The following is a 25,707-nucleotide window of genomic DNA, read 5'->3' on the forward strand; positions in this document are numbered from 1 at the left end:
CTGCTGGGCGCGCACAGGCTGACCACTGTGGTGGGGGTCAGTCGGAGCGCGCGGTGTTACTCCCGGGTTCGCCGGGTCTTATGACGATAGTGTGAATTCGCTGTTATCGACATACGTCGTTGCCCCCGGGTGGGAAATGCCACGCTTACGTTGACGGCCACGGGGGTAGTCCCATATGTCGGACCGGGCCTCCCGAGAGTCGGTCAAATACCCTCCTGACCTGCGGAAACGTCTGTCCCAAGTGGTCTGGGGCACCTGCTGGGGCGGTCCTTCGGGGTGGGAAGCTGAGTGCATGGCGGACTCGTCCGATGACTGATCGTTATCTCTCCGTGGCTCGGCTGGGCGTCCACGAGCTCGAGATCAAGCGCTCCCGGTTCCTCTGCGCGCTCGCCCCGGTGACGTCGGAGGAGGCCGCGCGCGAGTTCATCGCGGCCCGCCGCCGGGCCGATCCGGGTGCGCGGCACCACTGTCACGCCTTCGTCCTCGGCCCGGACGGGCGGATTCAGCGGTCCAGTGACGACGGTGAGCCGGCCGGCACCGCGGGCACGCCGATGCTGGAAGTGCTGCGCCGTCGCGAGCTCACCGACACCGTCGCGGTCGTGACGCGGTACTTCGGCGGGGTGCTGCTCGGCGCGGGCGGGCTGATCCGCGCGTACGGACAGTCCGTTTCGGAAACCGCGGAAGTTGTTGGTGTACTAGAACACCGGCGGCTCGGCCTGGTGGAAGTGGCGGTGAGCTACGACCGCGCGGGCCGGCTGGAGAACGACCTGCGCGCGTCGCGGTACCTGCTCCACGCGACCCGCTTCGACGAGCAAGCCCGCTTCGAGATCGGCCTCGCGCCCGGCGAGTCCGAGACGTTCACGAGCTGGCTCGCGGACCTGACGAACGGCGAAGCCACAACGACCGAACTCGGCGACCACTGGATCACGACCCCGTGATCCGGCCCCGATCACGCGTGACTGAACCCGTAACTCGCGTGATTGAAGCCGGAACTCGCGAGTTCCGGCCCCGATCACGCGAGATCCGGCTCTGATCACGCGAGTTACGGCTTCCGTCACGGTGAACCACGGCCGCCGGGTGGTCCGGTCCGGATTTGCTTGGCGCGCAACGAACTTTTGGTGCTACCGCGACGGGGTTCTTTCGTGGCACCATGTCCTGCCACCGAGTTCCGGTACCACTTCGATCGCTGCAACGTCGTCAGCGCGGCTCGCGCCCAGCTGACAACGTTGTCATCTCCTGCTTCGGTTGTCCGACAACGTTGTCGCCCGGCGGAAAGCGTGCGACAGGGAGAGGAACGGTTCATGTCCAGACCACTGTCGAGGTTCACCAGACGGCTGCGCACCGCAGCACTCGCCGCGGTTCTCGCCGGCGCGGGGCTCGCCGCGCTGCCCGCCGGGCCCGCGAGCGCGGCCACGTTGGCCCTCACGCAGTACGTGAATCCCTTCATCGGCACGGACAACAGCAACTCGCCGAACCCGGTGCCCGGCGGCGCCGGCGGCAGCACCTACCCGGGTGCCGCCGTGCCGTTCGGGATGACGCAGTTCAGCCCGGACACCCCGACCGGGTCACCGTCCGGCTACCGGTACGCGGACACCAGCATCGAGGAGTTCAGCCTCACGCACTTCAACGGCGCGGGCTGTCCCAACAACGAGGACCTCGGCCTGCTGCCGATCACCGGCGCGATCGGCACGTCGCCGGGCACCGGCTGGACCGGGTACGCCGGCCGCTACACGAAGGCGAACGAGTCGGCCGCGCCCGGCTACTACAAGAACAAGCTCGACAACTACAACACGACCGTCGAGCTGTCCGCCACGAAGCGGTCGGGCTTCATGAAGCTGACCTACCCGAACACGACCACCGCGCGGCTGCTGGTCAACCCCGGCCGCAGCGCGACCGGCAACCGCAACGGCACCTTCGCCGTCAGCGGCAGCCAGATCACCGGCACGGCGACCGGGGGCGGCTTCTGCGGTTCGTCGAAGACCTACCAGATCTTCTACGTGATCCAGTTCGACCGGGCGCCCAGCGGGTTCGGCACCTGGCTCGGCGGCACGGTGAACGCCGGGTCCGCCAGCACCAGCGGCACGAACGCCGGCGGCTACGTCACGTTCGACACCTCGAGCAACACGACCGTGCAGGCGAAGGTCGGCATCTCGTTCGTCAGCCAGGCCAACGCGCAGGCGAACCTCGCCGCCGAAAACCCCGGGTTCGACTTCGCCGGGATCCGCGCCGCGGCCGACACGAGCTGGAACACCATCCTCAACCGCGTCCAGGTGACCGGGGGTGCGGCCGCGGACCTGCAGAAGTTCTACACGGCGCTGTACCACGTCTTCCAGAACCCGAACATCGCCAGCGACACGAACGGCCAGTACCGCGGGTTCGACCAGGCGATCCACACCGCGTCGCACACGGTGTACCAGAACTACTCCGGCTGGGACATCTACCGCTCGTGGGCCGCGCTGATCGGGCTCGTCGCGCCCGCCGAAGCGAGCGACATCGCGAAGTCGATGGTGCTGGACGGCCAGCAGGGCGGGCTGCTGCCCAAGTGGTCGCACAACAACAACGAGCACTTCGTGATGACCGGTGACCCCGGACCGATCGTCGTCGGCAGCATGTACGCCTTCGGTGTCCGCGGATTCGACACGGCGGCCGCGCTGACGCTGATGGACAAGAGCTCCAACGGTGGCACCGCGCAGGGGCAGTCGATCCGCGGCCGCCAGTCGGGGTACGTCAGCCGGCACTACGTCACCGAGGATCCGTCGGACTCGCTCGAGTACTCGGCGTCGGACTTCGCGGTGGCGCAGTTCGCGAAGGCCGTCGGTGACACCACGAAGTACAACACCTACATGCAGCGCGCCCAGTGGTGGCAGAACGTGTTCGGCACCGACTCCGGCTACATCCAGCCGCGGGGCAGCACGGGAACGTGGGCCTGGCCGGTCGTGCCGTCGAGCAACAGCGGTTACACCGAGGGCAACCCGTCGCAGTACACCTGGATGGTGCCCTACAACTACCAGGGCCTGATCAACCTGATGGGCGGCACCAAGACCGCCGTGCAGCGGCTGGACCACCACTTCACTCAGCTCAACGGCGGCCTCACCCAGCCGTACTTCTACATCGGCAACGAGCCCGAGCACGGCGTGCCGTGGGCGTACAACTACGCCGCTCACCCGCAGGGCACCAGCTCGGCGGTGCGGCGCGTGATGAACGAGTCGTTCACCACCGGCGCGGGCGGCCTGCCCGGCAACGACGACCTCGGCGCGACGTCGGCGTGGTACGTCTTCGCCGCGCTGGGCATGTACCCGGCCACACCGGGTGCGGACGTCCTGGCCCTGCACGGCCCGCTGTTCCCGGCGGTCTCGATCATCCGCCCGAGCGGGACGATCCAGATCAACGGCACCGGCGCGGGCCAGGGTGCGCAGTACGTGCAGAGCCTGAGCGTCAACGGCGTTGCGACGACGAAGTCGTGGATCCGCTACGGCGACGTCGCGGGCGCGTCGACGCTGAACTACACGATGGGCGCGTCGGCGAGCGCGTGGGGCACCACCGCGGCGGACGTCCCGCCGTCGTACAACGACGGGTTCACGCCGCCGCCCACCGCGCCGGATCTCGGCACCAACCTGGCGCAGGGCAAGGCGGCGACCGGCTCGGCGTCGTGCAACTCGGCCGAGGGCGCGGCCAACGCCGTCGACGGCAGCCTGGCGAACAACAGCAAGTTCTGCAGCACTGCCGCCACGAAGTTCCTCCAGGTCGACCTCGGGTCGGCGCAGAACGTGTCGTCGTTCGTCGTCAAGCACGCCGGCCTCGGCGGTGAGACGACGGGCTGGAACACCGGCGCCTTCACGATCCAGACGTCCACCGACGGCACGAACTGGACGACGGTCGCGTCCGTGACCGGCTCGCGGGCCAGCCGCACGTATCACCCGATCACCACCCGATCGGCCCGGTACGTGAAGCTCAACCTCACCACGCCGGCCAACGACGGCAACGGCGCGGCGCGGATCTACGAGTTCGAGGTCTACCGCTGAGCGGTGGGGCTCGTGGGCGCCGCGGCGTTCACGAGCCCCTGGCCGCCAGCCATTCCTCGCGCGTGATCGCGTACTCGACTTCGCCGTGTTCGGAACCCGGCGCGGGATCGTGGAAGTCTTCGAAGAACGTGCGGACGAGCGTCATCCCCAGTTTCTCCATCACCCGGCGCGAGCGCTGGTTCACGGCCATCGTGCCCGCCGTCACGCGCCGGGCCCCCAGCTCCGTGAAGCCCTTGGCGAGCAGCGCCGCCGAGCCTTCGGTGCCGTACCCCTTGCCCCACGCCTTCCGGTGCAGCCGGTACCCCAGCTCCGGCTCGTCGGGCGGGTCCTGCGGGCCCGGCCGGAAATGGAACCACCCCAGGAAATCTCCGGTGCTCTTCTCGAGCACGGCCCAGAACCCGTAACCGGGGAAACGCTCGTAGTAACCGAGGAACGCGGGGAGATCCAGGGTGACGATCTCCGTGCGGTCCGCCGGCCGGCCCCCATTGAGGTACTTCATCACGGCCGGGTCGTCGTAGAGCTCGAAGAGCGCGTCCGCGTCGTTCTCGGTGAACCGGCGGAAGATCAGCCGCTCGGTTTCGAGGAATACGTGCATCGGGTGATGCTGGCAGTGACCCCAGTGTGTGGCAACAAGATTAAGCGGCGGCGGCGAAGACTTCGCCCAGCGCCAGTGAACCGGCCTCGGTGAGCAGCGCGGGCACCCGCTCGCCGCACTTCCCCGGATGGGCCGGCGCGATCATCCCGAGCCGCGCGAGCCGGTGCACGGTGGACTGGTCGCAGCAGCTCAGGCCGTCGATGAAGAGGTCGGGCTCGCAGCTGCAGCTGATCTCGGCGTGGCCCCCGGCCACCGCTCTCAATGTGGCCCGCTCACGATGGTTCAGTTCGGTGATCATGGCGGCGCCTCCTTCCCGTTGTGACTCATTAGACATCCGGGTACCGACATTTTCCCCCTCTCAGGTTGCGAACCCGGGTATTTCAGGGGTCCACGTAGGGGTGGCGTGTCGCGCTTTTTCCGGATAGCCCTCGGATACCCCTAGGTGAGCGGCTCAATCGTGGTCTTGCGCAGGTGGCGGAAAACGATCGACGTGCGGAAGCCGACGATCTCCCGGCGCAACGCCAGCCGGTCGGTGAGGAAAGCGTGCAGCGCGTCGATGTCCGGGGTGGTCACCTCGATCAGGAAATCGTCACTGCCCGCGGTCACGTATACGGAGAGTACCTCCGGCAGCTCGGCGATCGACCGCTGGAAGGAATCGATCACCGCCCGGCTCAGCGGCCGCACCTGCGCGGTGACGAGCGCCCGGACACCGCGGTTGAGGCTCGCCAGGTCGATGTCGGCGTGGTAACCGCGGATGACACCGCGTTCGCGCAGCAGCCGGATCCGCTCCAGGCACGTCGACGGCGCGATGCCGACCTTCCGGGCGATGTCCCGGTTGGTCTGCCGGGCGTCCTCCTGCAGATGGCGCACGATCGCCGAATCAAGTTCGTCCAGCACGGGGACCTCCGGATCGGTGCCGAATTTAGTTCGGCGACAAGTCGACAATGCCGTTCATCACTCTAACTTCGGTCGGTATGACCGCACATGAACAGCTCGTCGTCTGGCGTGGCCGTCGTTCCGGCGTCACCACGATGGTCGCGATCCACTCGAGCGCCCTCGGCCCGGCCGTCGGCGGCTGCCGCTTCAAGCCCTACGCCACGATCAACCAGGCCGTCGACGACGTCCTCCGCCTGTCGGCCGCCATGACGGCGAAGTGCGCCGTCGCGGGACTCGCGTTCGGGGGTGCCAAGAGCGTCATCGCGCCGGAGCCGGGGCGCGTGCTCTCGCCGGAGGACCGCCGGGACGTCCTGCTCGACCACGCCGACCTCGTCGCCGAGTTCGGCGGCCGCTACCTGGCCGGCCCGGACGTCGGCACCGGCCCGGCCGACATGCTGGTGCTCCGCGAGGTCTCGCCGTACGCGTTCTGCACGCCGGAGTCCGCGGGCGGGACCGGCTCGTCCAGCGGCCCGACCGCCGTCGGGGTGCTCGCCGCCCTGCGTGCCGCCGCCACCGCCGTGTTCGGCTCACCGGACCTGGCCGGCCGGCGTGTGGTCGTCAGCGGCTACGGCTCGGTCGGGGCCCACCTCGCGGCGAGCCTGCACGACGCAGGCGCCGACGTAGTCGTCTCGGACATCGACCCGGCGAAGCGTGCGGAAGCCGAGCAGCACGGCCTGACCTGGGCCGAGCCGGAAAAAGCGCTCACCCTGACGGCGGACGTCGTGATCCCGGCCGCCGTCGGCGGGGTGCTGAGCCCCGAGAGCGTGGCCCGGCTCGACACGCCGCTGGTCGTCGGCCCGGCCAACAACCAGCTCACCGGCGACGCCGTCGCGGACGACCTCGCCGCCCGCGGTGTCCTGTGGGTCCCGGACTACGTCGCGAGCGCCGGCGGGATCCTGTACACACTCTCGCGCGAAGCGGAGGGCCTGGACCACGAGGCCGCGCTCGCCCGGGTCGAGACGATCGAGAAGACCGTCCAGGACCTGCTGAACGCCGCGCAGGCCGGCACGACCACCCCGCTGCACGAGGCGGCCGTGCTGGCCGATCGGCGGCTCACTTCTGGTGCGGCGCCACGTACTCCTTAGCCTCGGGTGCTTCGAACAGCGGCTTGACGTACCGGACGCCGCCCTCGGCGGAGGCGTCCGGCGTCGCCGCGTAGACCTGGCGCGTCGCCGGTGTCCCCGGCTTGGAGAAGTCGAGCGCCGCGACCAGGTCTTCGGTGCTCGCCGACGTCGTCTGCTTCAGCGCCGCGGCGATGCCGTCGCGGGTGATGTCCTTGTTCTCGCAGGCCTTCTTCAGCACCGCGCCCCACACCTCACCGACCGCGTAGCCGTAGGGGACACCGCCGTTCGGCGTCTCCTTGTAGGCGGCCTTGTACTTCGCCGCGACGTCCTTGGCCTTCGGCAGGTCCGCGGAGAACGGCACACTGCTGGCCACGACGGTCAGCTTGTCCAGCGCGTTCGCCGCCGGGCTCTTCAGCAGCACCGGGTCGAACGTCGGGTTGTTGCCCAGCACCGGCACGTTCAGCCCGAGCGCCTTGTTCGCCGCGAGCGCGGAGCCGGTCTGGGCGGGTGTGGTGGTCAGCGCGATCAGCTTCACCCCGGCGCCCTTGAGCCCGGTGACGACGTTCGTGAGGTCGCTGTCGGTCGAGGTGATCTTCACTTCCTTGACCGTCAGGTTGTGCTTCTTCGCGTAGAACTGCGAGCCGCGCAGGCCGTTCTTGCCGTACTCGCCGTCGATGTAGACGTGCGCGATCGTGTCGCCGTCCTTGAGCTGCCCCTGCTCCTGCAGGTAGGACAGGCCGTCGATCATCTCCACGTCGTAGGTGGTGCCGACGATCATCACGTACGGGTTGTCCAGCAGCTCGGACGACCACGACGCGGGCGCGGCGACGGTCTTGTCCGAGGCCAGGTTCTGCTTGAGCGCGGCCACCACCGGCGAGCCGAGCAGCTGCACGAACCCGAGCACCTTCGGCTCGATCTGCGGGTACAGCGTCTTCGCGGTGTCGGCCTTGTAGCCGTGGTCGACCTCTTCGAGCTTCACCTGCCGGCCGCAGACGCCGCCGGCGGCGTTGAAGTCCTTGGCCCACAGCTCGTTGCCCTGCGTGACACCGAGGCCGAGGTTCTTGAACACGCCGGACTTGTCGGTCATCACCCCGAGCGTCACCTCGGTGGCGGTCACCCCGTCGCCGGTCTTGACCCCGGAGCTGTCCGGGCCCGACGAGCCCGAGTCGCCCGCCTTCGTGCTGCACGCGGCGAGGGCGAGGACGATCGCCAGCGCCGCCGCCAGGTGTGGTCGCTTCATTTTTCCTCCGGAGTTGGACGGCGGATGCGGTTCCGGGTGAGCCGGCGGCCGATCGCGGCGAGCCCGCCCGGCTCGAACAGCACGACGAGGATGATCGCGGCGCCGTAGACGAACGAGCTGACCAGGATCGGGGTCAGCGCGCCGTCGCCGGTGCCGGCGAACCAGCCCAGGTCGGCGGAGTAGAGGGAGAGCACCTGCGGCAGGCCGTTGACGATCAGGGCGCCGACCAGCGCGCCGGGCACCGAGCCGAGCCCGCCGATGATGACCATCGCGAGGAAGGCGATGGACACGTTGATGCCGTAGGTGCCGAACTCGCTCTCGTCCGGCTTGAGGATGTCGAACCACAGCACGGTCATCGCGCCGGCGAGCCCGCCGTAGGCCGAGGAGACCGCGAACGCGCCCGCCTTGGCCCGCAGCACGCTGACGCCCATCACCGAAGCGGCGGCCTCGTTGTCGCGCACCGCCCGCCACGACCGCCCGACCCGGCCGCGGACGGCACCCCGCGCGATCACGAACGCGAGCACGGTCAGCAGCAGGAACAGGTACCAGCTGCGTTCGGCCTGCCGGATCGGCACACCGAGCAGGGTGATTTCGGGGCCGTCGTCGGTGAAGGGGAAGCCGAACAGCGAGAACGGCGCCGGCGCGCGCCCGGTGGACGTCCCGCCGGTGAGCTCCTCGGCGGACTGTCCGAAGTAGAGCCCGAGGAACACCAGCGCCAGCGAGGCGACGCCGAGGTAGATCCCGCGCAGCCGCCCGGCGACCGGCGCGAACGCCAGGCCGAGCAGGGCCGCGACGACGACCGCGCCGAGCAGCGAGAGGCCGGGGTCGAGGCCGAACCCGATCACCCGCTCGTCCCCGGTGGGCCCGGACAGCACGGTGTAGGCGGTGCCGCCGGCGAGCAGGAAGAACGCGTGGGCCAGGGAAAGCTGCCCGGCCTGGCCGACCACCAGGGTCAGCCCGATCGCGCCGACCCCGCCGATCATCATGTACTGCCCGGCCTTCAGCCAGGCCGCGTCGAGGTAGAGCGGCAGGGCGAGCAGGACGACGAGCAGCACGAGCCAGCCGGCGGTGCGCACCAGTTTCGCCGGGTCGCGACGCCGTCGCGGCGGTGGCGCCGCGGCGGCCGGTGGGGTGTCCACTTCGGACACGGCGCTGTCAGACACGGGTTCGCTCCCTCGTGCCGAACAGCCCCGAGGGCCGCACCACCAGGACCACCAGCATCACCAGGAACACCGCGCTCTTCGAGAAGTCGAACGAGACGTACTGCGCGGAGAGCGCTTCCACGAGCCCGACGACCAGGCCGCCGACCACCGCGCCCGCCGTCGAGTCGAGGCCGCCGAGGATCGCCGCGGGGAACGCGGCCAGCGCGATCGAGTGCGTCCCGCGGGAAAGCCCGGCGCCGGAGAAGTCCTGCGTCGCGATGAACAGCACGGCCACCCCGGCCAGCAGCCCGGCGACCAGCCACGCGGTCGCGGTGACCCGGGAGCTCCGGATGCCCATCAGCGCGGCGGCTTCGCGGTTCTCCGCCTGCGCCCGCATCGCGACGCCCCAGTTCGAATACTTGAAGGCCAGCCAGAACGCCGTGATCAGCACCGCGGCCACGCCGAGCGCGACCAGGTGCGTGCGGAACAGCGTGATCCCGCCGAGCTGGAACGGCTGCGCGTCCCAGGCCCCGCCGAGGAAGGGCAGGGTGACCCCGAGGCGGCGGACGATCTCCTCGGTGACCATCACGTCGACGCCGATGGTGAGCAACGCCAGGCTGTTCGCGTCGGCGTGCCGGGAGCGCGACAGCAGCAGCCGCTCGACGAGCAGGCCGAGCAGCCCGGCCGAGACGATGCCGACCAGCGACGCGCCCACCCAGCCGAGCGCGTCCCGCGTCACCACGACGAGGTAACCGCCGAAGAGCACGAGTGAGCCGTGCGCGAAGTTGACCACTTCGGTGGCCTTGAAGATGATGACGAACCCCAGCGCCAGCAACGCGAACACCGCGCCCTTGCCGAGGCCGTTCACCACCAGTTGCAGGAACGTGTTCACGCCGCCTCCGTGCCCAGGTAGGCCTTGATGACGTCCGGGTCGGACTGGACCTGCGCCGGGGTGCCGTCGGCGATCCGGCGGCCGAAGTCGAGCACCGTGACCCGGTCGGCGATGCCCATGACCAGGCCCATGTCGTGCTCGACGAGCAGGATCGAGATGCCCAGCTCGCCGCGGATCTCGGTGATGGTGCCGGCCAGCTCCGCGGTTTCGGCCGCGTTCATCCCGGCCGCGGGCTCGTCGAGCAGGAGCAGCACCGGCTCGACGGCGAGCGCGCGGGCCAGGTCGACCCGCTTGACGGCGCCGTAGGGCAGCGCGCCGACCGGGGTGTCGACGACCGGGTCGAGCCCGAGGAACGCGCAGATTTCCCGCACCCTGGCCACGTGCCGCCGTTCGGCGCGGACCGTCCACGGCAGCCGGAGCCCGGCGGCGAGGAACCCGCCGCGGGTCAGCGCGTGCCGGCCGAGCATGACGTTGTCCAGCACGGTCGAGCCGGGGGAGAGCGCGGCGTTCTGGAACGACCGCCCGACCCCGAGGCCGGCGAGCTTGTGCGGGGCGAGCCCGGTGAGGTCGGTGCCGCCGAGCCGCACCCGCCCCGCGTCGGCCCGGTAGAGGCCGCTGATCACGTTGAAGCAGCTGGACTTCCCGGCGCCGTTCGGCCCGATCAGCGCGTGCAGTGAGCCGGGCGCGACGGTGAAGCTCACTTCGTCGAGAGCTCGGATCCCGCCGAACCGGAGGGAGACGTCTTCGACGCACAGCTTTTCGGGGGTCCGGGTGGCGAAGCCCCCGGCCCGAGGCGAAGCCTCGGTTGTCACAGGTAGTTCCGGTGGTGTCATCCGGCCCACCTCGACAGCGTCCGGCCGGCCAGGCGCTTGCGCGCGGTCTCCGCCTCGGCGTCGGCGGTCTCCTGCGACTCGGCGTGCCCGCCCAGGTAGAGCCGCTGGACGTCCTGGCTGGCGGCCAGCTCGGCGGCCGTCCCGGCGAGGGCGACCCGGCCCACTTCCAGCACCACGGCGTGCTCGGCGACGGCGAGCGCCATCACGGCGTTCTGCTCCACCAGCACCACGGCAGTGCCCTGGTCGTGGATCTCCCGGACGGTCCGGCCGATCTGCTCGACGACCTTCGGGGCCAGCCCCAGCGACGGCTCGTCGAGCAGCAGCAGCCGCGGCGCCGACATCAGCGCCCGGCCGATGGCCAGCATCTGCTGCTCCCCGCCGGACAGCAGGCCGGCGCGCTGCTTGGCGCGTTCCTCGAGCACGGGGAAGAGCTCGTCGATCCGCTTGCGCGCGGCGGTGCGTTCGGCGGCGGTCCGGGCGCCGATGCCGCCGGCCCGCAGGTTCTCCTCGACGGTCATCCGGGCGAACACCTGCCGCCCCTCGGGCACGCCGACCACACCGAGCCGGACGATCCGGGCGGGGTCGAGCTTGCCGAGCGCGTGGCCGTCGTAGCGGATCTCGCCGGCTTCGATCGAGCCCCGGTGCATGCGGAGGGTGCCGGAGACCGCTCTGAGCAAAGTGGACTTCCCGGCGCCGTTGCTGCCGAGCACGGCCAGCACCCCGTCGGCGGAGACGTCGAGGTCAACACCGTGCAGGGCGGCCGTCGACCGGCCGTACCGCACCCGCAGACCACGCACGGTCAGCACGGACTCACTCCAGGACGCACCGGGCCTCCTCCACTCGTGTGACGTGAGTCACCGTCGGTGGCGGTCATCCTGCGTTCGGCGGAGGTTCCCCGATACCCCCACGTGGAGACCCCGAAGGCTACGAAACGGACACGGCGGTCTCCCGGAGCGCGGCCAGGACCTCCGGGGACGTGGTGCACTCGCCGAGGCGGACCGGCTTGCGGTCGCCGTGGAAGTCGCTGGATCCCGTGGTGAGCAACCCCAGGTCCGCGGCCACTTCGCGGAGCCGCGCGCGGACCTCCGGCGGCTGCTCCGGGTGGTCGGCTTCGAGGCCCGACAGCCCGGCCGAAGCGAGCGTGGCCAGCTGCGTGTCGCTGACTTCGGCGCGGCGCTTCACCGACCGCGGGTGGGCCAGCACCGCCGTGCCGCCCGCCGCGCGGACCAGGGCGATCGCGTCCACTGTGGACAGGACGTGCTTCGGCACGTCGGCGCGGCCGCCGTCGGCGATCCAGTCGGGGGTGAAGGCGTCGGTGACGCCCACGGCGGCCAGCGCCGCCGCGATGTGCGGACGCCCGAGCGGCGCACCCGCGGCGATCGCCTCGACCTGCGCCAAGGAGATCGGCGCGCCCAGCTCCCGGCAGCGCTCGACCATCCGCACCGCGCGGCGGGCCCGGTCGGTGCGGATCAGGTCCAGCTCGGCGGCCAACGGCTCGTGCCCGGGTTCGACGAATAGGCCGAGCAGGTGCACCTCCGCATCGTCGAGTCGGCACGAGATCTCGACGCCGGGAACGAGTTCGATCTCCGAGGCGGCGGAAGCCGCGGCCAGGCCGGCCAGGGTGTCGTGGTCGGTCAGCGCGAACACCGTCAACCCGGCCTCGGCGGCCAGCCGCGGGAGGTCGGCGGGCGGGGTCGTCCCGTCCGACGCCGTGCTGTGCGTGTGCAGGTCGATCGTCACCCGGGGGAGGATCTCACAGCAGCCCGGCTTCGCTGGCCTTGCCGATGGCCTCGACGCGGTTGCGCGCGCCCAGCTTGTGCAACGCGGACTGCAGGTAGGTCTTCACCGTGTTGCGCGCGAGCCCGGTCGACTCCGCGATCTCCGGGTTCGTCTGGCCCTGCGCGGCCAGCCGCAGCACCTCGTACTCCCGCCGGGTCAGGCCGCTGCGGGCCAGCGCGTCCGACCGCTGCCCGGCGTCGGGCAGGATGCGCGGGTCGACCACCCGCTCGCCGCGCAGCACCCGCCGCAGCGCCGCGACCAGATCGGTGCCCGCGACGTCCTTGAGCAGGCAGCCGTGCGCGCCGGAGTCCAGCGCCGCCAGCACCCCCTGGTGGTCACCGTGCGCGGTGAACACCACGATCCGCCCGGCCGGGTGCGCGCGCCGCAGCTCGGCGATCACCTCCGGCGCGAGCATGTCCGGCAGCCGCAGGTCGAGCAGGATGAGGTCCGGCCGCAGCTCCGCCACGCGCTGGATCGCCGCCCGGCCCGACTCGGCCGAACCCGCCACCGTCAGGCACGGGTCGGAGCGCAGCAGCAGGCTGACACCGTCGCGGACCACCGGGTGGTCGTCGACGACGAGCACGCTCGCGTGCGTCACGGCCGCACCAGCGGCACCCACGCCCGCAGGGTGCAGCCGTCGTCGTCGTCCCGGACCAGGCTGATCCGGCCGCCCAGCCGCAGGGCGCGCCCGGTCAGCGTCCGCAGGCCCACGCCCGTGCCGGGGACGGCCGCCGCGCCGGTGCCGTCGTCCGCGACGACCACCTGGACCCCGTCGTCGCTCGGCAGCAGGCTGACGATCACCGACGTCGCGCGAGCGTGCTTCTCGACGTTGAGCAGTCCTTCGCGGACCGCGGAGACGAGCAGCGCGGTCCGTTCGGCGTCCAGCGGCGGCACCGCGGCGAGCTGCACGAACCGCGCCGGGACACCACAGCGGGCCTGGAACGAGCGGCAGTGCTCGGCCAGCTCGACCGGCAGCGCGCGCTCCGGGCTGGACTCGGACAGCGCCAGCAGCGACTCCCGCAGCGCCCCGGCCGCCGCCGAGACGTCCCCTTCGAGCCGGTGCAGCCGCGCCGCCAAACCGGGATTCCCGTGGACGTCCGCGTGCAGGTCACGCACCTGAACGCCGATGGAGAACAGCAGCGCGCCGACGGAGTCGTGCAGCGCGCTCTGCATCCGGAGCCGTTCGCCGGCCACCGCGGCCGCGCGGTCCGTCTCGGCGACCTTCGCCAGGTGGAACGCCGTCCCGGCCTGGCCCGCGACCTCCTCCATCCGCCGGACGGCGTCGTCGCCGAAGTCGGCCGGCTCGCGCATGGCGGCGTAGGCGATGGCGACGGTTTCGCCGCGCGCGATGATGGGGACGGCGAGCATCGCGGCCAGGCCTTCGCCGCGCACCTGGGCGTCGAAGTGGTGGGTGATCGTCGGCGAGCTGAGGTAGTCGGTGACGCGCACCGGCCGGCGCAGCGCCAGCACCCGCCCGCCGATGCCCTGGCCGACCGGCACTTCGAGGTCCTGCAGCGAGTCCGTCCGGGTGCCGGACATCCAGCGGATCACCGCGCGCCCCGGCTCGGTGAGCTCGCCGACGAACCCGGCCTTCGCGCCGACCGCCTCCCGGATCAGGCGCGCGGTCCCGTGCAGCGCGGCGACGCGGTCGAGCGTGCCGAGCAGCTTCTCGCGCTCGCGCAGCAGCTCACCCAGCACAACGCTGTACTCGGCAACGTGCTCCTTTGCCGTCACGCGCTCACGATGGCACACGCAGTGTGGTTTCGGACATACCCGGCTGGAGAGGTATCCGGGCCGTCCGTCGACTTGAATGGGGGCGTGGAGATCCTCACCGACGCCGCCACGCTCGCGCTGTACACGACCGACGCCTCCAACTACCGCCACGTGCCACGCGGGGTGGTGCTGCCGGAGTCCGTCGACGACATCGTCGCCGCGGTCGCCGAAGCCCGCGCGCGCGACCTACCGGTGATCACCCGCGGGGGTGGCACCAGCGTCGCCGGGAACGCGTGCGGCCCGGGGCTGATCATCGACACCTCGCGGCACGTGGGCGGGGTGCTGTCGCTGGACCCCGGCACCCGGCTCGCGCGGGTGCTGCCGGGAACGGTCCTCGACGACCTGCAGGCGGTCGCGGCGCCACACGGGCTGCGGTTCGGCCCGGACCCGTCGACGCACAGCCGCTGCACGATCGGCGGGATGATCGGCAACAACGCGTGCGGCTCGCACTCGGTGGCGTGGGGGCGGACCGTCGACGTCGTGCGGTCGCTGGACGTGCTGCTCTACGACGGCACCCGGCTGCGGGTGGGCCGGGACGAGCCCACCGAGGGCCGGATCTTCGACGAGCTGCGCGCGCTGGTGCGGGACAACCTGGCCTTGCTGCGCAAGGAACTTTCGACGTGGCCGCGCCGGGTGTCCGGTTACGGTCTTGAACACCTGTTGCCGGAGAACGGTTTTGACGTCGCGAAGGCGCTCGTCGGCTCGGAAGGCACCTGCGTCACGGTGCTCGAGGCGACGGTCGCGCTGGCCGAACTGCCCCGGGAACGGGTGCTCGCGGTGCTCGGCTTCCCGTCCGACATCGCCGCCGCCGACGCGGTGCCGCAGATCCTGCCGTGGTCACCGCTGACCGTCGAAGGTGTCGACGCCGAGCTTGTCGCGATGATGCCGGGACGCGCGGACGACCTGCCGCCGGGCGGGGCTTGGCTGTTCGTCGAGCTGGCGGGGGAGAACCCGGCCGAGCGGGCCCGCGCGCTGGCGGCGTCGCTGGAGCTGACCGGGTCCGCCGTGCTGGACGACCCGGTCGCGCAGCGGAAGCTGTGGCGGATCCGCGAAGAGGGCGCCGGCCTGGCGACCCGGCTCGCGGGTGGCGCCGAAGCCTGGCCGGGCTGGGAGGACGCGGCCGTCCCGCCCGAGCGGCTCGGCGCGTACCTGCGCGAGTTCAAGGACCTCATGCGGGCGCACGGGCGCAAGAGCGTCGTCTACGGCCACTACGGCGAGGGCTGCCTGCACCTGCGGCTGGACTTCGACCTGCTGACGCCGTCCGGGATCGCGGGGTTCCGCCGGTTCCTGGAGGAGGCCGCGGACCTCGTCGCGGCGCACGGCGGTTCGCTGTCGGGGGAGCACGGCGACGGCCAGGCGCGGTCGGAGCTGCTGAACCGCATGTACAGCCCGGAGATGATGGACCTCTTCGCCCGGTTCAAGGCGATCTTCGACCCGGCCGGGCGGATGAACCCCGGCATCCTCGTCGCGCCGCGCGCGGTCGACGCGGACCTGCGGGTGCGCCCCGCACCACTGTCCATTGAGGACGTCACGGTGCTCGGCTACCCCGAGGACCGGGGCAGTTTCGGGCAGGCGATGCGCCGCTGTGTCGGGGTCGGGAAGTGCCGCAACACCAGCGGTGGCGGGGTGATGTGCCCGAGCTACCGGGCCACCCGCGAGGAACAGCACTCGACGCGCGGCCGCGCGCACCTGCTCGCCGAGATGATCAACGGCGAGGTCATCACGGACGGCTGGCGCTCCACCGAGGTCCACGACGCGCTCGACCTGTGCCTGTCCTGCAAGGGCTGCCTGTCCGACTGCCCGGTTGATGTCGACATGGCGACGTACAAGGCGGAGTTCCTGCACCAGCACTACCGGCGGCGGCTGCGCCCGGCGTCGCACTACTCGATGGGCTGGCTGCCGCTGTGGCTGCGGTTCAGCGCCCTCACCCCGCGGCTGGCCAACGCCGTCGGACGCTCTCCTCGGCTGTCCGGGCTGCTGAAGCGATTCGGCGGGATCGCGCCGGAACGCGCGCTGCCGACGTTCGCGTCCGAGCCGTTCACCAAGGCGCGGGCGGACCTTCGGCGGCAGGCTTCCGGCGAGCGGAAAGTCTTGCTGTGGCCGGATTCCTTCAACAACTACCTGACACCCTCGGTGCTCGACGCGGCCCACGAGGTCCTGACCGCGGCGGGCTACGACGTCGTCCTGCCGGACCGTGGTGTCTGTTGTGGACTGACGTGGGTGTCGACCGGTCAGCTCGACGTCGCGCGCCGGGTGCTGGGGCGCACACTTTCCGTGCTGGCGCCCTACCTGGAGGCGGGTTACGAGGTTGCCGGGCTGGAGCCGAGCTGCACGGCGCTGTTCCGCGGCGACCTGCCCGCGCTGCTGCCGGGGGACGCCCGCGCGGAACTGCTGGCGTCCCGGACCTTCACGTTCGCGGAGCTGCTGGAGCGCGCGCCGATCCCGTTCGCGGCCCTCGACGTCGACACGATCACGCAGGTGCACTGCCACCAGCACGCGGTGCTGGGCTTCGGCGCCGACGAGGCCGCGATGGCTTCGGCGGGCATCCGCAACACGACGTTGGACTCGGGTTGTTGTGGTCTGGCGGGCAACTTCGGCTTCGAGCGTGGCCACTACGACGTGTCCAAGGCGGTGGCGGAGGACCGGATGCTCCCGGCGATCCGGGAGGCCGCACCGGAGACGCTCGTGGTGTCCGACGGCTTCAGCTGCCGCACGCAGATCACGCAGGAGTCCGGCCGGGAAGCGGTGCACCTGGCCGAACTCCTGCGACGCGCGCTGCCTTAGCCGCCCGAAAGGCGGATCGCCGCGGCCGGGCAGGTCAGTTCCGCCTGCCGGACCGCGTCTTCCTCACCGGGCGCCGGCTCTTCGGTGCGGAGGACAACCGTGCCGGCCTCCTCGTCCTGGTCGAACGTCCCCGGCGCGAGCAGCACGCACTGGCCGGACGCGACGCAGCTGTCGGTGTCGGCGCTGATCCTCATCGGCTCCTCCTCACCACGTCACCGGGACGGCGTCGACCCCGCCGGCGACCCGGTTGACGCGCACCGGGATGTCGTCGACGTGCACCGCCAGCCGCAGGCCGGGGAAGCGGCGGAACAGCTTCGGGAACACGGTCCGCAGCTCGGTGCGGGCCAGGTTGGCGCCGATGCACACGTGCGCGCCGGTGCCGAAGGCCAGGTGGACGTTCGGCGTGCGGCCGGGGTCGAACTCGTCGGGGTCGGCGAACACCGACTCGTCGCGGTTGGCCGCGTCGCTGGAGATCAGCACCGCGTCACCGCGGCCGATGGTGATCCCGCCGACCTCGACGTCCTCGTGGGCGTACCGCAGCAGGCCGGTGCCGCTGGTGGCGGTCAGCCGCAGGATCTCCTCGATCGTCTGGTTCACCTCACCCTCGGGGTCGGCGGCGAAGCGGTCGCGGCGGCTGGTGTCGCTGAGCAGGAACAGCGTGCCCATCGCGATGCGGGTGGACGTCGTCTCGTGGCCGGCGAACAGCAGGCCGGCGCCCATCCGGGCGAGGTCGTCGTCGGTGAAGGCCGGGTCGTCGGCCTGCACCGCGACCATGTCGGAGATGACGTCGGGCTGCGGGTCCGCGCGCTTCGCGTCGGCCAGCTCCGTCATGTACGCCTTGAACTCCGTCATGGCCGCCTGCGCGTCGGCGCCGCCGTCCATCATCGCGATCCGCTCGGACAGGGCGCGGAACTTCTCGCGATCGGCGTACGGCACACCCAGCAGTTCGCAGATCACCAGCACCGGCAAGGGGAACGCGAGGAAGTCGGTCAGGTCGACCGGCTCGCCGGGGCGGGCGTCGTGCGCGGCCTGCAGGTCGTCGAGGCAGCGATCGGTCAGCTCCGCGATCCGGTCACCGAGGGCACGCATGCGGGGCGCGGAGAACGCGGGCGCCAGCATCCGGCGCATCCGCTTGTGCTCGGCTTCTTCGGTGTCGAAGTCGCCGCTCGGGCCGTCCTGGATCGCGGCGCCGGAGATCCGCGAAGCCTGCTCGGGTGCGGGGTGCGAGCGGCCGAAGCGCTTGTCGCGGAAGATCTCCTTGGCCTCTTCGTAGGACGTCACCAGCCACGCGGGGTCACCCGCCGGGGTGAGCACCCGGCTGATCGGCGCCTGCCGCCGCAGGACTTCGTAGTCCGAGGCGATCTCGAGCGCGTTGGCGCGGCTGAAGGGGAGGCGAGGCGTCTCTTCGGTGGTGGTCATGCGTCGCTCCTCGGTTCGGGGCCGTGGGTTTTCAGTGCGGACAGCCAGTGGCGTTCGGTGTCGAAGGTCCGGCAGACCTGGTGCAGCACCGCGCGGCTCCACGGGTCGGCCTGCTCGGCGGCGAGCCGGGCCAGCCGCTCGCGCTCGGCGGTGAGCGCGAGCTCGCGGACCTCGAGCACCCGTTTTTGTTCCTCTTCGCGCAGCCAGCCGAAGTTCCCCACGCGGGCGACGAACTCCGTGTCGTTGAGCGCCAGGTCGGCCGGGAAGTCCGCGAGCATGTCGTGCAGCAGCTCACGCCCGACGTCGGTGATCGTGTAGACGTGCCGCGGCGGTTTGGCCTCCTGTTCCTCCGCGCTGCGGCTCACCGCGCCCGCGTCGACGAAGCGCCGCAGCGTCGGGTACAGCGAGTTGTTCGACAGCGTGCGGCCCGTGGACGCTTCCACGGATTTGCGCAGCTCATAGCCGTGCAGCGGCTCGCGGGCCAGCTTCGACAGCAAGAGGATTTCGATCCACACCTAGGTCACCGTAACCTAGGTATTCGTGACCCGGCAATGGCTGACCGTGACATCCGGACGGAAACTTTCCGTTACCGCGGTGACTCTTCGTGAGTGATCTACTCCTCGACGTGAGCGCCGGAGGCGGTTAGCGTTGGTAAGCGAACTGATTTACGACGGCCGAACCCGGGGGTTCCCGCATGACTGCCACCCACACCGAAGCGCTCTCGTACCCGTTCAACGAGGAGGCGGGTCTCGACCTCAACGAGGCCTACGCGGCCGCTCGTGAGGGCGAGGGTCTGGTCCGGGTGAAGATGACCTACGGCGAGCCGGCGTGGCTGGCCACCCGCTACGCCGACGCCCGGCTGGTGCTGGGTGACCGCCGGTTCTCGCGGGCGATGGAGAAGGAGAAGGACGCGCCGCGCCGCTCGCCCGTGCAGCGCGACGGCGGCATCCTGCAGATGGACCCGCCCGACCACACGCGGCTGCGGACGCTGGTCGCCAAGGCGTTCACCATGCGGCGCGTCGAACTGCTCCGGCCGCGGGTCGCGTCGCTGGCGGCCGAGCTGATCGCGGACATGAAGGCGGCCGGCCCGCCCGCCGACCTGGTCGACCTCTACGCGCTACCGATCCCGGTCGCGGTGATCTGCGAGCTCCTCGGCGTCCCGGTCGCCGACCGGCCGAAGTTCCGCGTCTGGAGCGACGCGGCGCTGTCCACGAGCGGGTTGACGCCCGAGGAGTTCGAGCGCAACCGCGAGGAGCTGCGCGACTACATGCGCGGCCTGATCGCGGAACACCGGTCGGCGCCGCAGGACGACCTGATGACGGCGTTGATCGAGGCCCGCGACACCCGCGACCGGCTGACCGAGCTGGAACTGGTCGACCTGTGCGTCGGGATCCTGGTGGCCGGGCACGAAACCACGGCGAGCCAGATCCCCAACTTCGTCTACGCGCTGCTCGACCAGCCCGGCCAGTGGGCGCGGCTGGTCGCCGACCCGGACCTGATCCCGGCCGCGGTCGAGGAGCTGCTCCGGTTCGTGCCGCTGGGCGCCGGCGCCGGGTTCGCCCGCTACGCCACCGAAGACATCGAGGTCGGCGGGGTGCTCGTGCGCGCGGGCGAGCCGGTGCTGGTGGCGGTCGGCGCGGCCAACCGCGACCGGCTCCAGTTCGACGACGCCGACCAGTTGCGCTTCGACCGCGAAGACAACCACCACCTCGGCTTCGGCCACGGCGTCCACCACTGCCTGGGCGCGCCGCTGGCCCGGCTGGAGCTGCAGGAGGCGCTGCGCGCGTTGGTCACCGAGCTGCCGGGCCTGCACCTGGCCGGCGATATCGTGTGGAAGACGCAGATGCTCGTCCGCGGACCGCGGTCGATGCCGATCGGATGGTGACCCATGAGCTGGCACGTTGAAGTCGACGAACACACCTGCATCGGTTCGGGGATGTGCGCTTCCCTGATGCCGGAGGTGTTCGCCCTGGACGGCGCGGTCGCGCACACGGTGATCTCCGAGGTGGAGGGCGACGAGACGGTCCTCGACGCGGCCGACTCCTGCCCGGCGATGGCGATCACGGTGACCGACGGCGGCCGCGAGATCGGGCCACGGCCCTAGGACCATTCGGGTACGTCTCGGGTGCGGCATCAACCGGCACCGAGGCCGCGGCGTGGGTGCACCGTCCGTTCACGGTGACGAGGGGAAGGTGCACCCATGCACGAGCAATCCGGTGCCGGTCGCGGCGAGCAGCAGAAGCCGGTCAGAACACGAAGACTGCCGAGAGCCGTGTCCTCGATGCTGGCCGTGGCCGGCATCGTGGCGGCCACGGCGGTCGTCTCGGCGGCGCCCGCGAGCGCGGCCGTGTCGTGCTCGGGAGCGATCACCTACGACGACACCATTTCCGGTGTCGGCGAGCTGACCATCTACTACAACTCCACCAACGGTGGAACCAACAGCGCGTGCTTCTACCACCAGGGCGCGGCCCGCGGCGTCGCGGCGCCGACCTATGTGCAGGCTTATCGCTGCGTCGAGACCAGCGGTGAAGGCCAGCCGTGCACGATCGACCGGTCGTCCGGTCCGGATCTGGGCAACTACGCGTATTACGCGGGCCCGCGAGGGGTCACCGGCACGGCCAACCGGTGTGTGGCCGCGGTCGGCTACATCGACTGGGACGGCTACCGCCACGTGATCAAGAGCGGGCGCCAGGGCTGCTGAGCCAAGGCCTGAAGCGGCCGTGTTCGGTGACCACGGCCGTGATCAGCGCCGCCGGGGTGATGTCGAACGCGGGGTTGAACACCTCCGCGCCCGGTGGTGTGATCGGCACTCCGGCGTATTCGGTGAGCTCGCGGGCGTCGCGTTCCTCGATGGTGATGCGCGCGCCGTCCGCGAGCTTGCTGTCCACTGTGGACGACGGGGCGACCACGACGAACGGCACCCCGTGGTGCCGGGCCGTGATCGCCAGGCCGTAGGTGCCGATCTTGTTGGCCACATCGCCGTTCGCCGCGATCCGGTCGGCGCCGACGAGCACGCAGTCGACCAGGCCGCGGGCCATCGCGGCGGCCGCGGCCGAGTCGGCGTGGACGCGGTAGGGCACGCCGGCCTGCGCCAGCTCCCACGCCGTCAGCCGGGCGCCCTGCAGCAGCGGGCGGGTCTCGCCGACCAGCACCGACTCGACGAGCCCGCGCTCGTGGAGGTGCCAGACGACGCCGAGCGCGCTGCCCCAGCCGACGGTCGCCAGGCGTCCGGTGTTGCAGTGGCTCAGCAGCCGCAACGGCCGGCGCGGGCACTCGGCCAGCACGATCTCCGCGGCGTGCGCCGACGCCGCCTTGTTCAGTTCTTCGTCTTCGGTGAGCAGGGCCAGCGCTTCGGCGAGGACCGCATCCTTGCCGGCCGGGAGCTTCGCCAGCGCACGCTCGACACCCCAGGCGAGGTTCGCCGCGGTCGGCCGGGCGTTCGCGATCAGCTCGGCGTCGGCCCGGACGTCGCCGCCGAGGTGGGCCGACAGCGCGACACCCAGCGCTCCCGCGGCGCCGAGCGCGGGTGCACCCCGGACGGCCAGCCGCTTGATCGCGCCGGCCAGCTCGCCGATCGTCCGCAGCTCGAGGAGCCGGTACTCGGCGGGCAGCGCGGTCTGGTCGATGACGACGATCGCGCCGTCGGCCCAGTCGATGCTCCGGTGCACCTGGCCTCCCGAGAAAATCCGGTTGCCGCCGCGGTGATGATGCGACGGTGACCATTGAACGGCAGAACCCGCCCGGCCTGCACACACCACCGGGCTACCACCACGTGACGGTGACCGAGGCACGCCGCACGGTGTACCTGGCCGGCCAGTGCCCGCTGGCCGCGGACGGCTCGCTCGTCGACGGCGGTGTCCTCGCCCAGACCGACCAGGTTGTCGCCAACACGGCCGCCGCGCTGGCCTTCGCCGGCGCCGGGCCGGCGGACGTCGTCCGCACGGTGATCTACGTGGCCACCGACGACCGCGAGACGCTCTCGGCCGTGTGGGACCGGCTCACCGCGTCCGAAATCGGCGCCGCGTTCAGCTCGGCGAGCACCCTGCTCGGCGTCGCGCAGCTCGGGTACCCGGGGCAGCTGGTCGAGCTGGACGTGACCGCCGCCCTCGCCTGATCAGAGGCCGGCCATCAGGTCGGTCTCGGTGATCCCCGGCCCCTGGCCGGCGCGGATGAACCACTCCGTGCCGAAGGCGAGCAGGAAAGCCTCGTCCGACATCGCCAGCATGAACATTTCCTCGGTGATCTGGCTGGGGTGCGCCCGCATCGCCGCGCGCTTCACCGAGACGTACGCCGACACGTCGACGGCCGCGGTGATCTCCGCCTCGGGCTTGCCGATCTCGAAGTTCTCCGGGTTGTCCGGCAGCGCCTCCGGCGGCATCAGACCCTGGTCGACGAGGTCCTTGAAGCCCCGTTGCATGAATTCGCGGTTGAAGGTGCCCTGGAAGACGCGGGCGGTGCCGGCCAGCTCGGCGGCGCGGAGGCCGACGCGGTGCACCTGGATGTGGTCCGGGTGGCCGTAGTCGCCGTTGTCGTCGTAGACCGTGAGGACATCGGCCGACTCCTCGCGCAGGATGACCGCGAGCTGCTCGGCCGCCTTCTCGACGTCGGCCTGCCAGAAGCAGTCCGGGGCCTCGTTCGTCGGCTCGTCCATCATCCCGGAGTCGCGGTAACCGAGGAATTCGACGCGTTTGACCCCGAGGATCTCGGCGGCGGCGTGCGACTCCTGGACGCGGCGCTCCCACAGCTCTTCGCCTTCGGCGAGGAAGCCCTCGGGCACCTCGCCGAGCTCGCCCCTGGTGGCCACGACGAGCACGACCCGGTGCCCGTCTTCGACGGCTTTGCGCATGACGCCCGCGGTGCGGAGGCATTCGTCGTCCGGGTGGGCGTGGAAGGTGACCAGTGTTGCCATGTCCACGACGCTACCGGGTGGGTCCGACAAAAACCGCCCGCGTGTGTGCGGTCCTGCCGCTAGGGTCCGCGGTCGTGGCCGACGAGAAGCGCACGTTGCGGATGTTCCTGCAGGCCCAGCGCGACAGTGTCCTGGCGATCGTCGACGGGCTCGGCGCGGAGCACCTGAGGACGTCGCTGGTGCCGTCGGGCTGGAGCCCGTTGAGCATGGTGGAGCACCTCGGGCACGCCGAGCGGCACTGGTTCCAGCAGATCGTCACGGGTGCGGCCGGCCCGCTGCCCTGGCCGGACGGCCGGCCGCCGTCGACGCCGGCGGTTTTCGAGTTCTACCGGGCGCAGTGCCGGCGGTCGGACGAAATCCTCCTCGCCACACCGCTGACGGCGCCGCCACGGGAACGCCACCCCGGGCCCCTCGGCGAGGAGATCACCGACCTGCGCGGAGTGGTGCTGCACATGATCGAGGAGACGGCTCGCCACGCGGGCCACCTGGACGTGGTGCGCGAGCTGATGGACGGCCGGACCGGCCTCGGCCCCCGCTAGCGCCCGAGCCGACCCCCCAGGCACGCGAGTCGTCCGTCCAGGTACGCGAGCCGACCGCCCAGGTACGCGAGCCGACCCTCCAGGTACGCGAGTCGTCCGTCCAGGTACACGAGTCGTCCGTCTGGGTGCGCGAGTCGTCCGTCCAGGTACATGAGCCGACCCTCCAGGTACGTGAGTCGTCCGTCCAGGTACGCGAGCCGACCCTCCAGGTACGCGAGTCGACTGTCTGGGTACGCGAGCCGACCCTCCGGGTACGTGAGCCGACCGTCCGGGTACGCGAGCCGACCGCCCCGGCTAGGCCTGTTCCTTCGAACACCACCACGTCGACCGGCCGCCGACCGTTCCGTGGGTCATCTCCGCGCCGCAGCGCGGGCAGTGGTCGCCGGGGCGGCGGTGGCCGATGATCTCGCCCGTGTGCACACCGCCGTGCTTGATCGCGGCGCGCAACGCCTTCCGCAGCGCCTTGTGGAGGTCCGTGAGCTCGGCTTCGCCCAGCTCGTTCACCGGCCGGGCCGGGCTCAGCGCGGCCTGCCACAGGGTTTCGTCGGCCAGCAGGTTCCCGATCCCGGCCAGCACGGACTGGTCCAGCAGCCGGGCCTTCACCGGTGCCCGGCCCCGGCCGACCCGCTCGCGGAACTCCGCGCGGGACACCTCGCCGGCGTCCGGGCCCAGCGCGTCGAGGTCCGGGTCGAGGCGTACCCGGCTGAGCCGGCGGGTGTCGAACAGCCGCAGCTGCTCACCATCGGTGAAGGTGATCCCGAAGCGGAACCACTCGGGTTTCTCCTCGCGGCCGCGGAACCGTCTCGGCCCGGGTGGCCCGCTTTCGCCCCCGAACCGCAGCTGCCCGGCCATCCCGAGGTGCAGGCCGAGGTTCGGGCCGGGCCGGCCGTCGCCGCCTTCGGTTTCGCACCACAGGGTCTTGCCGCGCCGGTGCGCCTCGGTGAGCCGCCCACCCCGCAACGCGGCGGCGAGGTCCCCGGGCGCGTGCGGGCGGCAGACCCAGTCGTCGTGGTCGTCGACCTCCCGGATCTTCCGGCCGAGGGCACCGGCGAGGACCTGGCGGGCGAGCTCCACTTCGGGCAGTTCCGGCACGGAACCAGTCTGCCGACTCCAGCGCCGGAGCGCAGAAGTCAGGGCTTGGCCGCGATCGACGTGGTCTCCCAGGCGAACCCGTCCGGGTCGGTGAACGGCCGGGCCGCGACGCTGACCGCGATCCGGTGCGAACCGGAGCCCTCCGGAGCCACGCCGGCGTCCTTGGCCAGCGCCTTGCGCCGGTACAGCGCCAGCTTGACCGGGCTCGAGCCGGACTCGAACTCGACGTACATGCGGCCGAAGCTCTTGCCGACCGTGAAGCCGTGCTCGGTGTAGAACTTCTTGCTCGCGACGATGTCGGCGGCCCCCAGCAGGAGCACGATGCTGTCGATCTTCCGGGTGGCCGGGCCGGTGTTCTTCTTCGCCGAGGTCGCGACCTTCCAGATCGCCCCGTCCGGGGCGCGGACGACGCCGCCGTAGCCCCACATGGACTTCGTGGCCGGCTTGATCGTCGTCGCGCCGGCGTCGAGGGCGCTGCCGATCAGGGCGTCGACGTCGGCCGGCTGCGACACGGTGAGGGAGAGGGTGTAGCCGCGGAACCCGTCCGTCGGGGCATCCGAGGCCCGGACGCGCAGCTGGGTGTCCAGCCCGAAGGCGGTGGTGTAGAAGCGTTCGGCGGCCGCGGCGTCGGCCGCTTCGAGGGTGATGCTGTCGATTGAGGTCATGGCGGTAACGCTAGGCGTGGCGC

The 25,707-nt window shown here is 71.3% G+C and carries 27 protein-coding genes; 9 read left to right on the forward strand and 18 right to left on the reverse strand.

Annotation, left to right across the window (positions count from 1 at the left end; genetic code table 11):
- Positions 1 to 308: 308 nt before the first annotated feature.
- Positions 309 to 938: a YigZ family protein gene (locus ACIA5G_RS46470; RefSeq protein ID WP_395935603.1), complete on the forward strand. Its 630-nt coding sequence runs from the start codon at positions 309 to 311 to the stop codon at positions 936 to 938.
- A 363-nt stretch (positions 939 to 1,301) separates the two neighbouring features.
- Positions 1,302 to 4,022, forward strand: coding sequence for a GH92 family glycosyl hydrolase (locus ACIA5G_RS46475; protein WP_395935604.1), 2,721 nt, complete (start codon positions 1,302 to 1,304; stop codon positions 4,020 to 4,022).
- A gap of 28 nt (positions 4,023 to 4,050) precedes the next feature.
- On the opposite strand, the gene ACIA5G_RS46480 is transcribed toward ACIA5G_RS46475, so the two are convergent.
- The 3 genes from ACIA5G_RS46480 to ACIA5G_RS46490 all read right to left on the reverse strand — a co-directional run bounded on the left by ACIA5G_RS46480 (position 4,051) and on the right by ACIA5G_RS46490 (position 5,511).
- Positions 4,051 to 4,617, reverse strand: coding sequence for a GNAT family N-acetyltransferase (locus ACIA5G_RS46480; protein ID WP_395935605.1), 567 nt, complete (start codon positions 4,615 to 4,617; stop codon positions 4,051 to 4,053).
- Between the two features lie 40 nt (positions 4,618 to 4,657).
- On the reverse strand, positions 4,658 to 4,915 hold the full coding sequence (locus ACIA5G_RS46485; protein ID WP_395935606.1) for a hypothetical protein: 258 nt from the start codon (positions 4,913 to 4,915) through the stop codon (positions 4,658 to 4,660).
- 140 nt (positions 4,916 to 5,055) lie between these two features.
- Positions 5,056 to 5,511: an Lrp/AsnC family transcriptional regulator gene (locus ACIA5G_RS46490; RefSeq protein ID WP_395935855.1), complete on the reverse strand. Its 456-nt coding sequence runs from the start codon at positions 5,509 to 5,511 to the stop codon at positions 5,056 to 5,058.
- An 80-nt stretch (positions 5,512 to 5,591) separates the two neighbouring features.
- Between ACIA5G_RS46490 and ACIA5G_RS46495 the strand changes: the two genes are divergently transcribed.
- Positions 5,592 to 6,638 (forward strand): Glu/Leu/Phe/Val dehydrogenase dimerization domain-containing protein, encoded by a 1,047-nt coding sequence (locus ACIA5G_RS46495; RefSeq protein ID WP_395935607.1) that lies wholly within the window; start codon positions 5,592 to 5,594, stop codon positions 6,636 to 6,638.
- Here ACIA5G_RS46495 and ACIA5G_RS46500 read toward each other — a convergent pair.
- From ACIA5G_RS46500 to ACIA5G_RS46535, 8 genes are all read right to left on the reverse strand, one after another.
- Positions 6,607 to 7,857: an ABC transporter substrate-binding protein gene (locus tag ACIA5G_RS46500; protein WP_395935609.1), complete on the reverse strand. Its 1,251-nt coding sequence runs from the start codon at positions 7,855 to 7,857 to the stop codon at positions 6,607 to 6,609. The genes ACIA5G_RS46495 and ACIA5G_RS46500 overlap by 32 nt on opposite strands.
- On the reverse strand, positions 7,854 to 9,005 hold the full coding sequence (locus ACIA5G_RS46505) for a branched-chain amino acid ABC transporter permease (RefSeq protein ID WP_395935857.1): 1,152 nt from the start codon (positions 9,003 to 9,005) through the stop codon (positions 7,854 to 7,856). The genes ACIA5G_RS46500 and ACIA5G_RS46505 overlap by 4 nt, the downstream gene beginning before the upstream one ends.
- A 7-nt stretch (positions 9,006 to 9,012) precedes the next feature.
- Entirely contained in the window at positions 9,013 to 9,891 is an 879-nt protein-coding gene (locus ACIA5G_RS46510) for a branched-chain amino acid ABC transporter permease (protein WP_395935611.1), read from the reverse strand.
- Positions 9,888 to 10,733 (reverse strand): ABC transporter ATP-binding protein, encoded by an 846-nt coding sequence (locus ACIA5G_RS46515; RefSeq protein ID WP_395935613.1) that lies wholly within the window; start codon positions 10,731 to 10,733, stop codon positions 9,888 to 9,890. The genes ACIA5G_RS46510 and ACIA5G_RS46515 overlap by 4 nt, the downstream gene beginning before the upstream one ends.
- Positions 10,721 to 11,530: an ABC transporter ATP-binding protein gene (locus tag ACIA5G_RS46520; RefSeq protein WP_395935615.1), complete on the reverse strand. Its 810-nt coding sequence runs from the start codon at positions 11,528 to 11,530 to the stop codon at positions 10,721 to 10,723. Before ACIA5G_RS46520 ends, ACIA5G_RS46515 begins: the two co-directional genes overlap by 13 nt.
- A 118-nt stretch (positions 11,531 to 11,648) precedes the next feature.
- Entirely contained in the window at positions 11,649 to 12,464 is an 816-nt protein-coding gene (locus ACIA5G_RS46525; RefSeq protein ID WP_395935617.1) for a PHP domain-containing protein, read from the reverse strand.
- Positions 12,465 to 12,477: 13 nt separating this feature from the next.
- A complete protein-coding gene (locus ACIA5G_RS46530) occupies positions 12,478 to 13,122 on the reverse strand; it encodes a response regulator (protein WP_395935619.1) in 645 nt (214 codons plus the stop codon).
- Positions 13,098 to 14,237, reverse strand: coding sequence for a GAF domain-containing protein (locus tag ACIA5G_RS46535; RefSeq protein ID WP_395935621.1), 1,140 nt, complete (start codon positions 14,235 to 14,237; stop codon positions 13,098 to 13,100). Before ACIA5G_RS46535 ends, ACIA5G_RS46530 begins: the two co-directional genes overlap by 25 nt.
- A gap of 84 nt (positions 14,238 to 14,321) precedes the next feature.
- Here ACIA5G_RS46535 and ACIA5G_RS46540 point away from each other — a divergent pair, with 84 nt between their 5' ends.
- On the forward strand, positions 14,322 to 17,060 hold the full coding sequence (locus ACIA5G_RS46540; protein WP_395935623.1) for an FAD-binding and (Fe-S)-binding domain-containing protein: 2,739 nt from the start codon (positions 14,322 to 14,324) through the stop codon (positions 17,058 to 17,060).
- Here ACIA5G_RS46540 and ACIA5G_RS46545 read toward each other — a convergent pair.
- Genes ACIA5G_RS46545 through ACIA5G_RS46555 form a run of 3 tightly spaced genes read right to left on the reverse strand, consistent with a single transcriptional unit; the run spans position 17,057 to position 18,994 of the window.
- The gene (locus tag ACIA5G_RS46545; RefSeq protein ID WP_395935625.1) at positions 17,057 to 17,254 is read right to left on the reverse strand and encodes a ferredoxin; all 198 of its coding nucleotides are present in this window, start codon (positions 17,252 to 17,254) and stop codon (positions 17,057 to 17,059) included. The genes ACIA5G_RS46540 and ACIA5G_RS46545 overlap by 4 nt on opposite strands.
- Positions 17,255 to 17,264: 10 nt before the next feature.
- Positions 17,265 to 18,479, reverse strand: a complete 1,215-nt coding sequence (locus tag ACIA5G_RS46550; protein ID WP_395935627.1) for a cytochrome P450 — start codon at positions 18,477 to 18,479, stop codon at positions 17,265 to 17,267.
- Positions 18,476 to 18,994, reverse strand: coding sequence for a PadR family transcriptional regulator (locus ACIA5G_RS46555; RefSeq protein ID WP_395935629.1), 519 nt, complete (start codon positions 18,992 to 18,994; stop codon positions 18,476 to 18,478). The genes ACIA5G_RS46550 and ACIA5G_RS46555 overlap by 4 nt, the downstream gene beginning before the upstream one ends.
- A gap of 179 nt (positions 18,995 to 19,173) precedes the next feature.
- Between ACIA5G_RS46555 and ACIA5G_RS46560 the strand changes: the two genes are divergently transcribed.
- The 3 genes from ACIA5G_RS46560 to ACIA5G_RS46570 all read left to right on the forward strand — a co-directional run bounded on the left by ACIA5G_RS46560 (position 19,174) and on the right by ACIA5G_RS46570 (position 21,180).
- The gene (locus ACIA5G_RS46560) at positions 19,174 to 20,364 is read left to right on the forward strand and encodes a cytochrome P450 (RefSeq protein ID WP_395935631.1); all 1,191 of its coding nucleotides are present in this window, start codon (positions 19,174 to 19,176) and stop codon (positions 20,362 to 20,364) included.
- A 3-nt stretch (positions 20,365 to 20,367) separates the two neighbouring features.
- Complete coding sequence (locus ACIA5G_RS46565; RefSeq protein ID WP_395935633.1) at positions 20,368 to 20,583, forward strand: ferredoxin; 216 nt, start codon at positions 20,368 to 20,370, stop codon at positions 20,581 to 20,583.
- Positions 20,584 to 20,679: 96 nt separating this feature from the next.
- Positions 20,680 to 21,180, forward strand: coding sequence for a hypothetical protein (locus ACIA5G_RS46570; protein WP_395935635.1), 501 nt, complete (start codon positions 20,680 to 20,682; stop codon positions 21,178 to 21,180).
- Here ACIA5G_RS46570 and mtnA read toward each other — a convergent pair.
- Positions 21,155 to 22,147 (reverse strand): S-methyl-5-thioribose-1-phosphate isomerase, encoded by a 993-nt coding sequence (gene mtnA, locus ACIA5G_RS46575; RefSeq protein WP_395935637.1) that lies wholly within the window; start codon positions 22,145 to 22,147, stop codon positions 21,155 to 21,157. The genes ACIA5G_RS46570 and mtnA overlap by 26 nt on opposite strands.
- 47 nt (positions 22,148 to 22,194) lie before the next feature.
- Between mtnA and ACIA5G_RS46580 the strand changes: the two genes are divergently transcribed.
- On the forward strand, positions 22,195 to 22,593 hold the full coding sequence (locus ACIA5G_RS46580; RefSeq protein ID WP_395935639.1) for a RidA family protein: 399 nt from the start codon (positions 22,195 to 22,197) through the stop codon (positions 22,591 to 22,593).
- On the opposite strand, the gene ACIA5G_RS46585 is transcribed toward ACIA5G_RS46580, so the two are convergent.
- Positions 22,594 to 23,388, reverse strand: coding sequence for a PIG-L family deacetylase (locus ACIA5G_RS46585; RefSeq protein ID WP_395935641.1), 795 nt, complete (start codon positions 23,386 to 23,388; stop codon positions 22,594 to 22,596).
- 74 nt (positions 23,389 to 23,462) lie between these two features.
- Between ACIA5G_RS46585 and ACIA5G_RS46590 the strand changes: the two genes are divergently transcribed.
- On the forward strand, positions 23,463 to 23,927 hold the full coding sequence (locus tag ACIA5G_RS46590) for a DinB family protein (protein ID WP_395935643.1): 465 nt from the start codon (positions 23,463 to 23,465) through the stop codon (positions 23,925 to 23,927).
- 294 nt (positions 23,928 to 24,221) lie between these two features.
- Here the strand turns inward: ACIA5G_RS46590 and ACIA5G_RS46595 are convergent, their stop codons facing one another.
- Complete coding sequence (locus tag ACIA5G_RS46595) at positions 24,222 to 25,019, reverse strand: Fpg/Nei family DNA glycosylase (RefSeq protein WP_395935645.1); 798 nt, start codon at positions 25,017 to 25,019, stop codon at positions 24,222 to 24,224.
- Between the two features lie 38 nt (positions 25,020 to 25,057).
- Entirely contained in the window at positions 25,058 to 25,684 is a 627-nt protein-coding gene (locus ACIA5G_RS46600; protein WP_395935647.1) for a glyoxalase, read from the reverse strand.
- Positions 25,685 to 25,707: the final 23 nt, after the last annotated feature.

Origin of the sequence: Amycolatopsis sp. NPDC051758, assembly GCF_044453095.1 — a bacterium.
In the GTDB taxonomy this organism is placed as follows: Bacteria; Actinomycetota; Actinomycetes; order Mycobacteriales; family Pseudonocardiaceae; genus Amycolatopsis.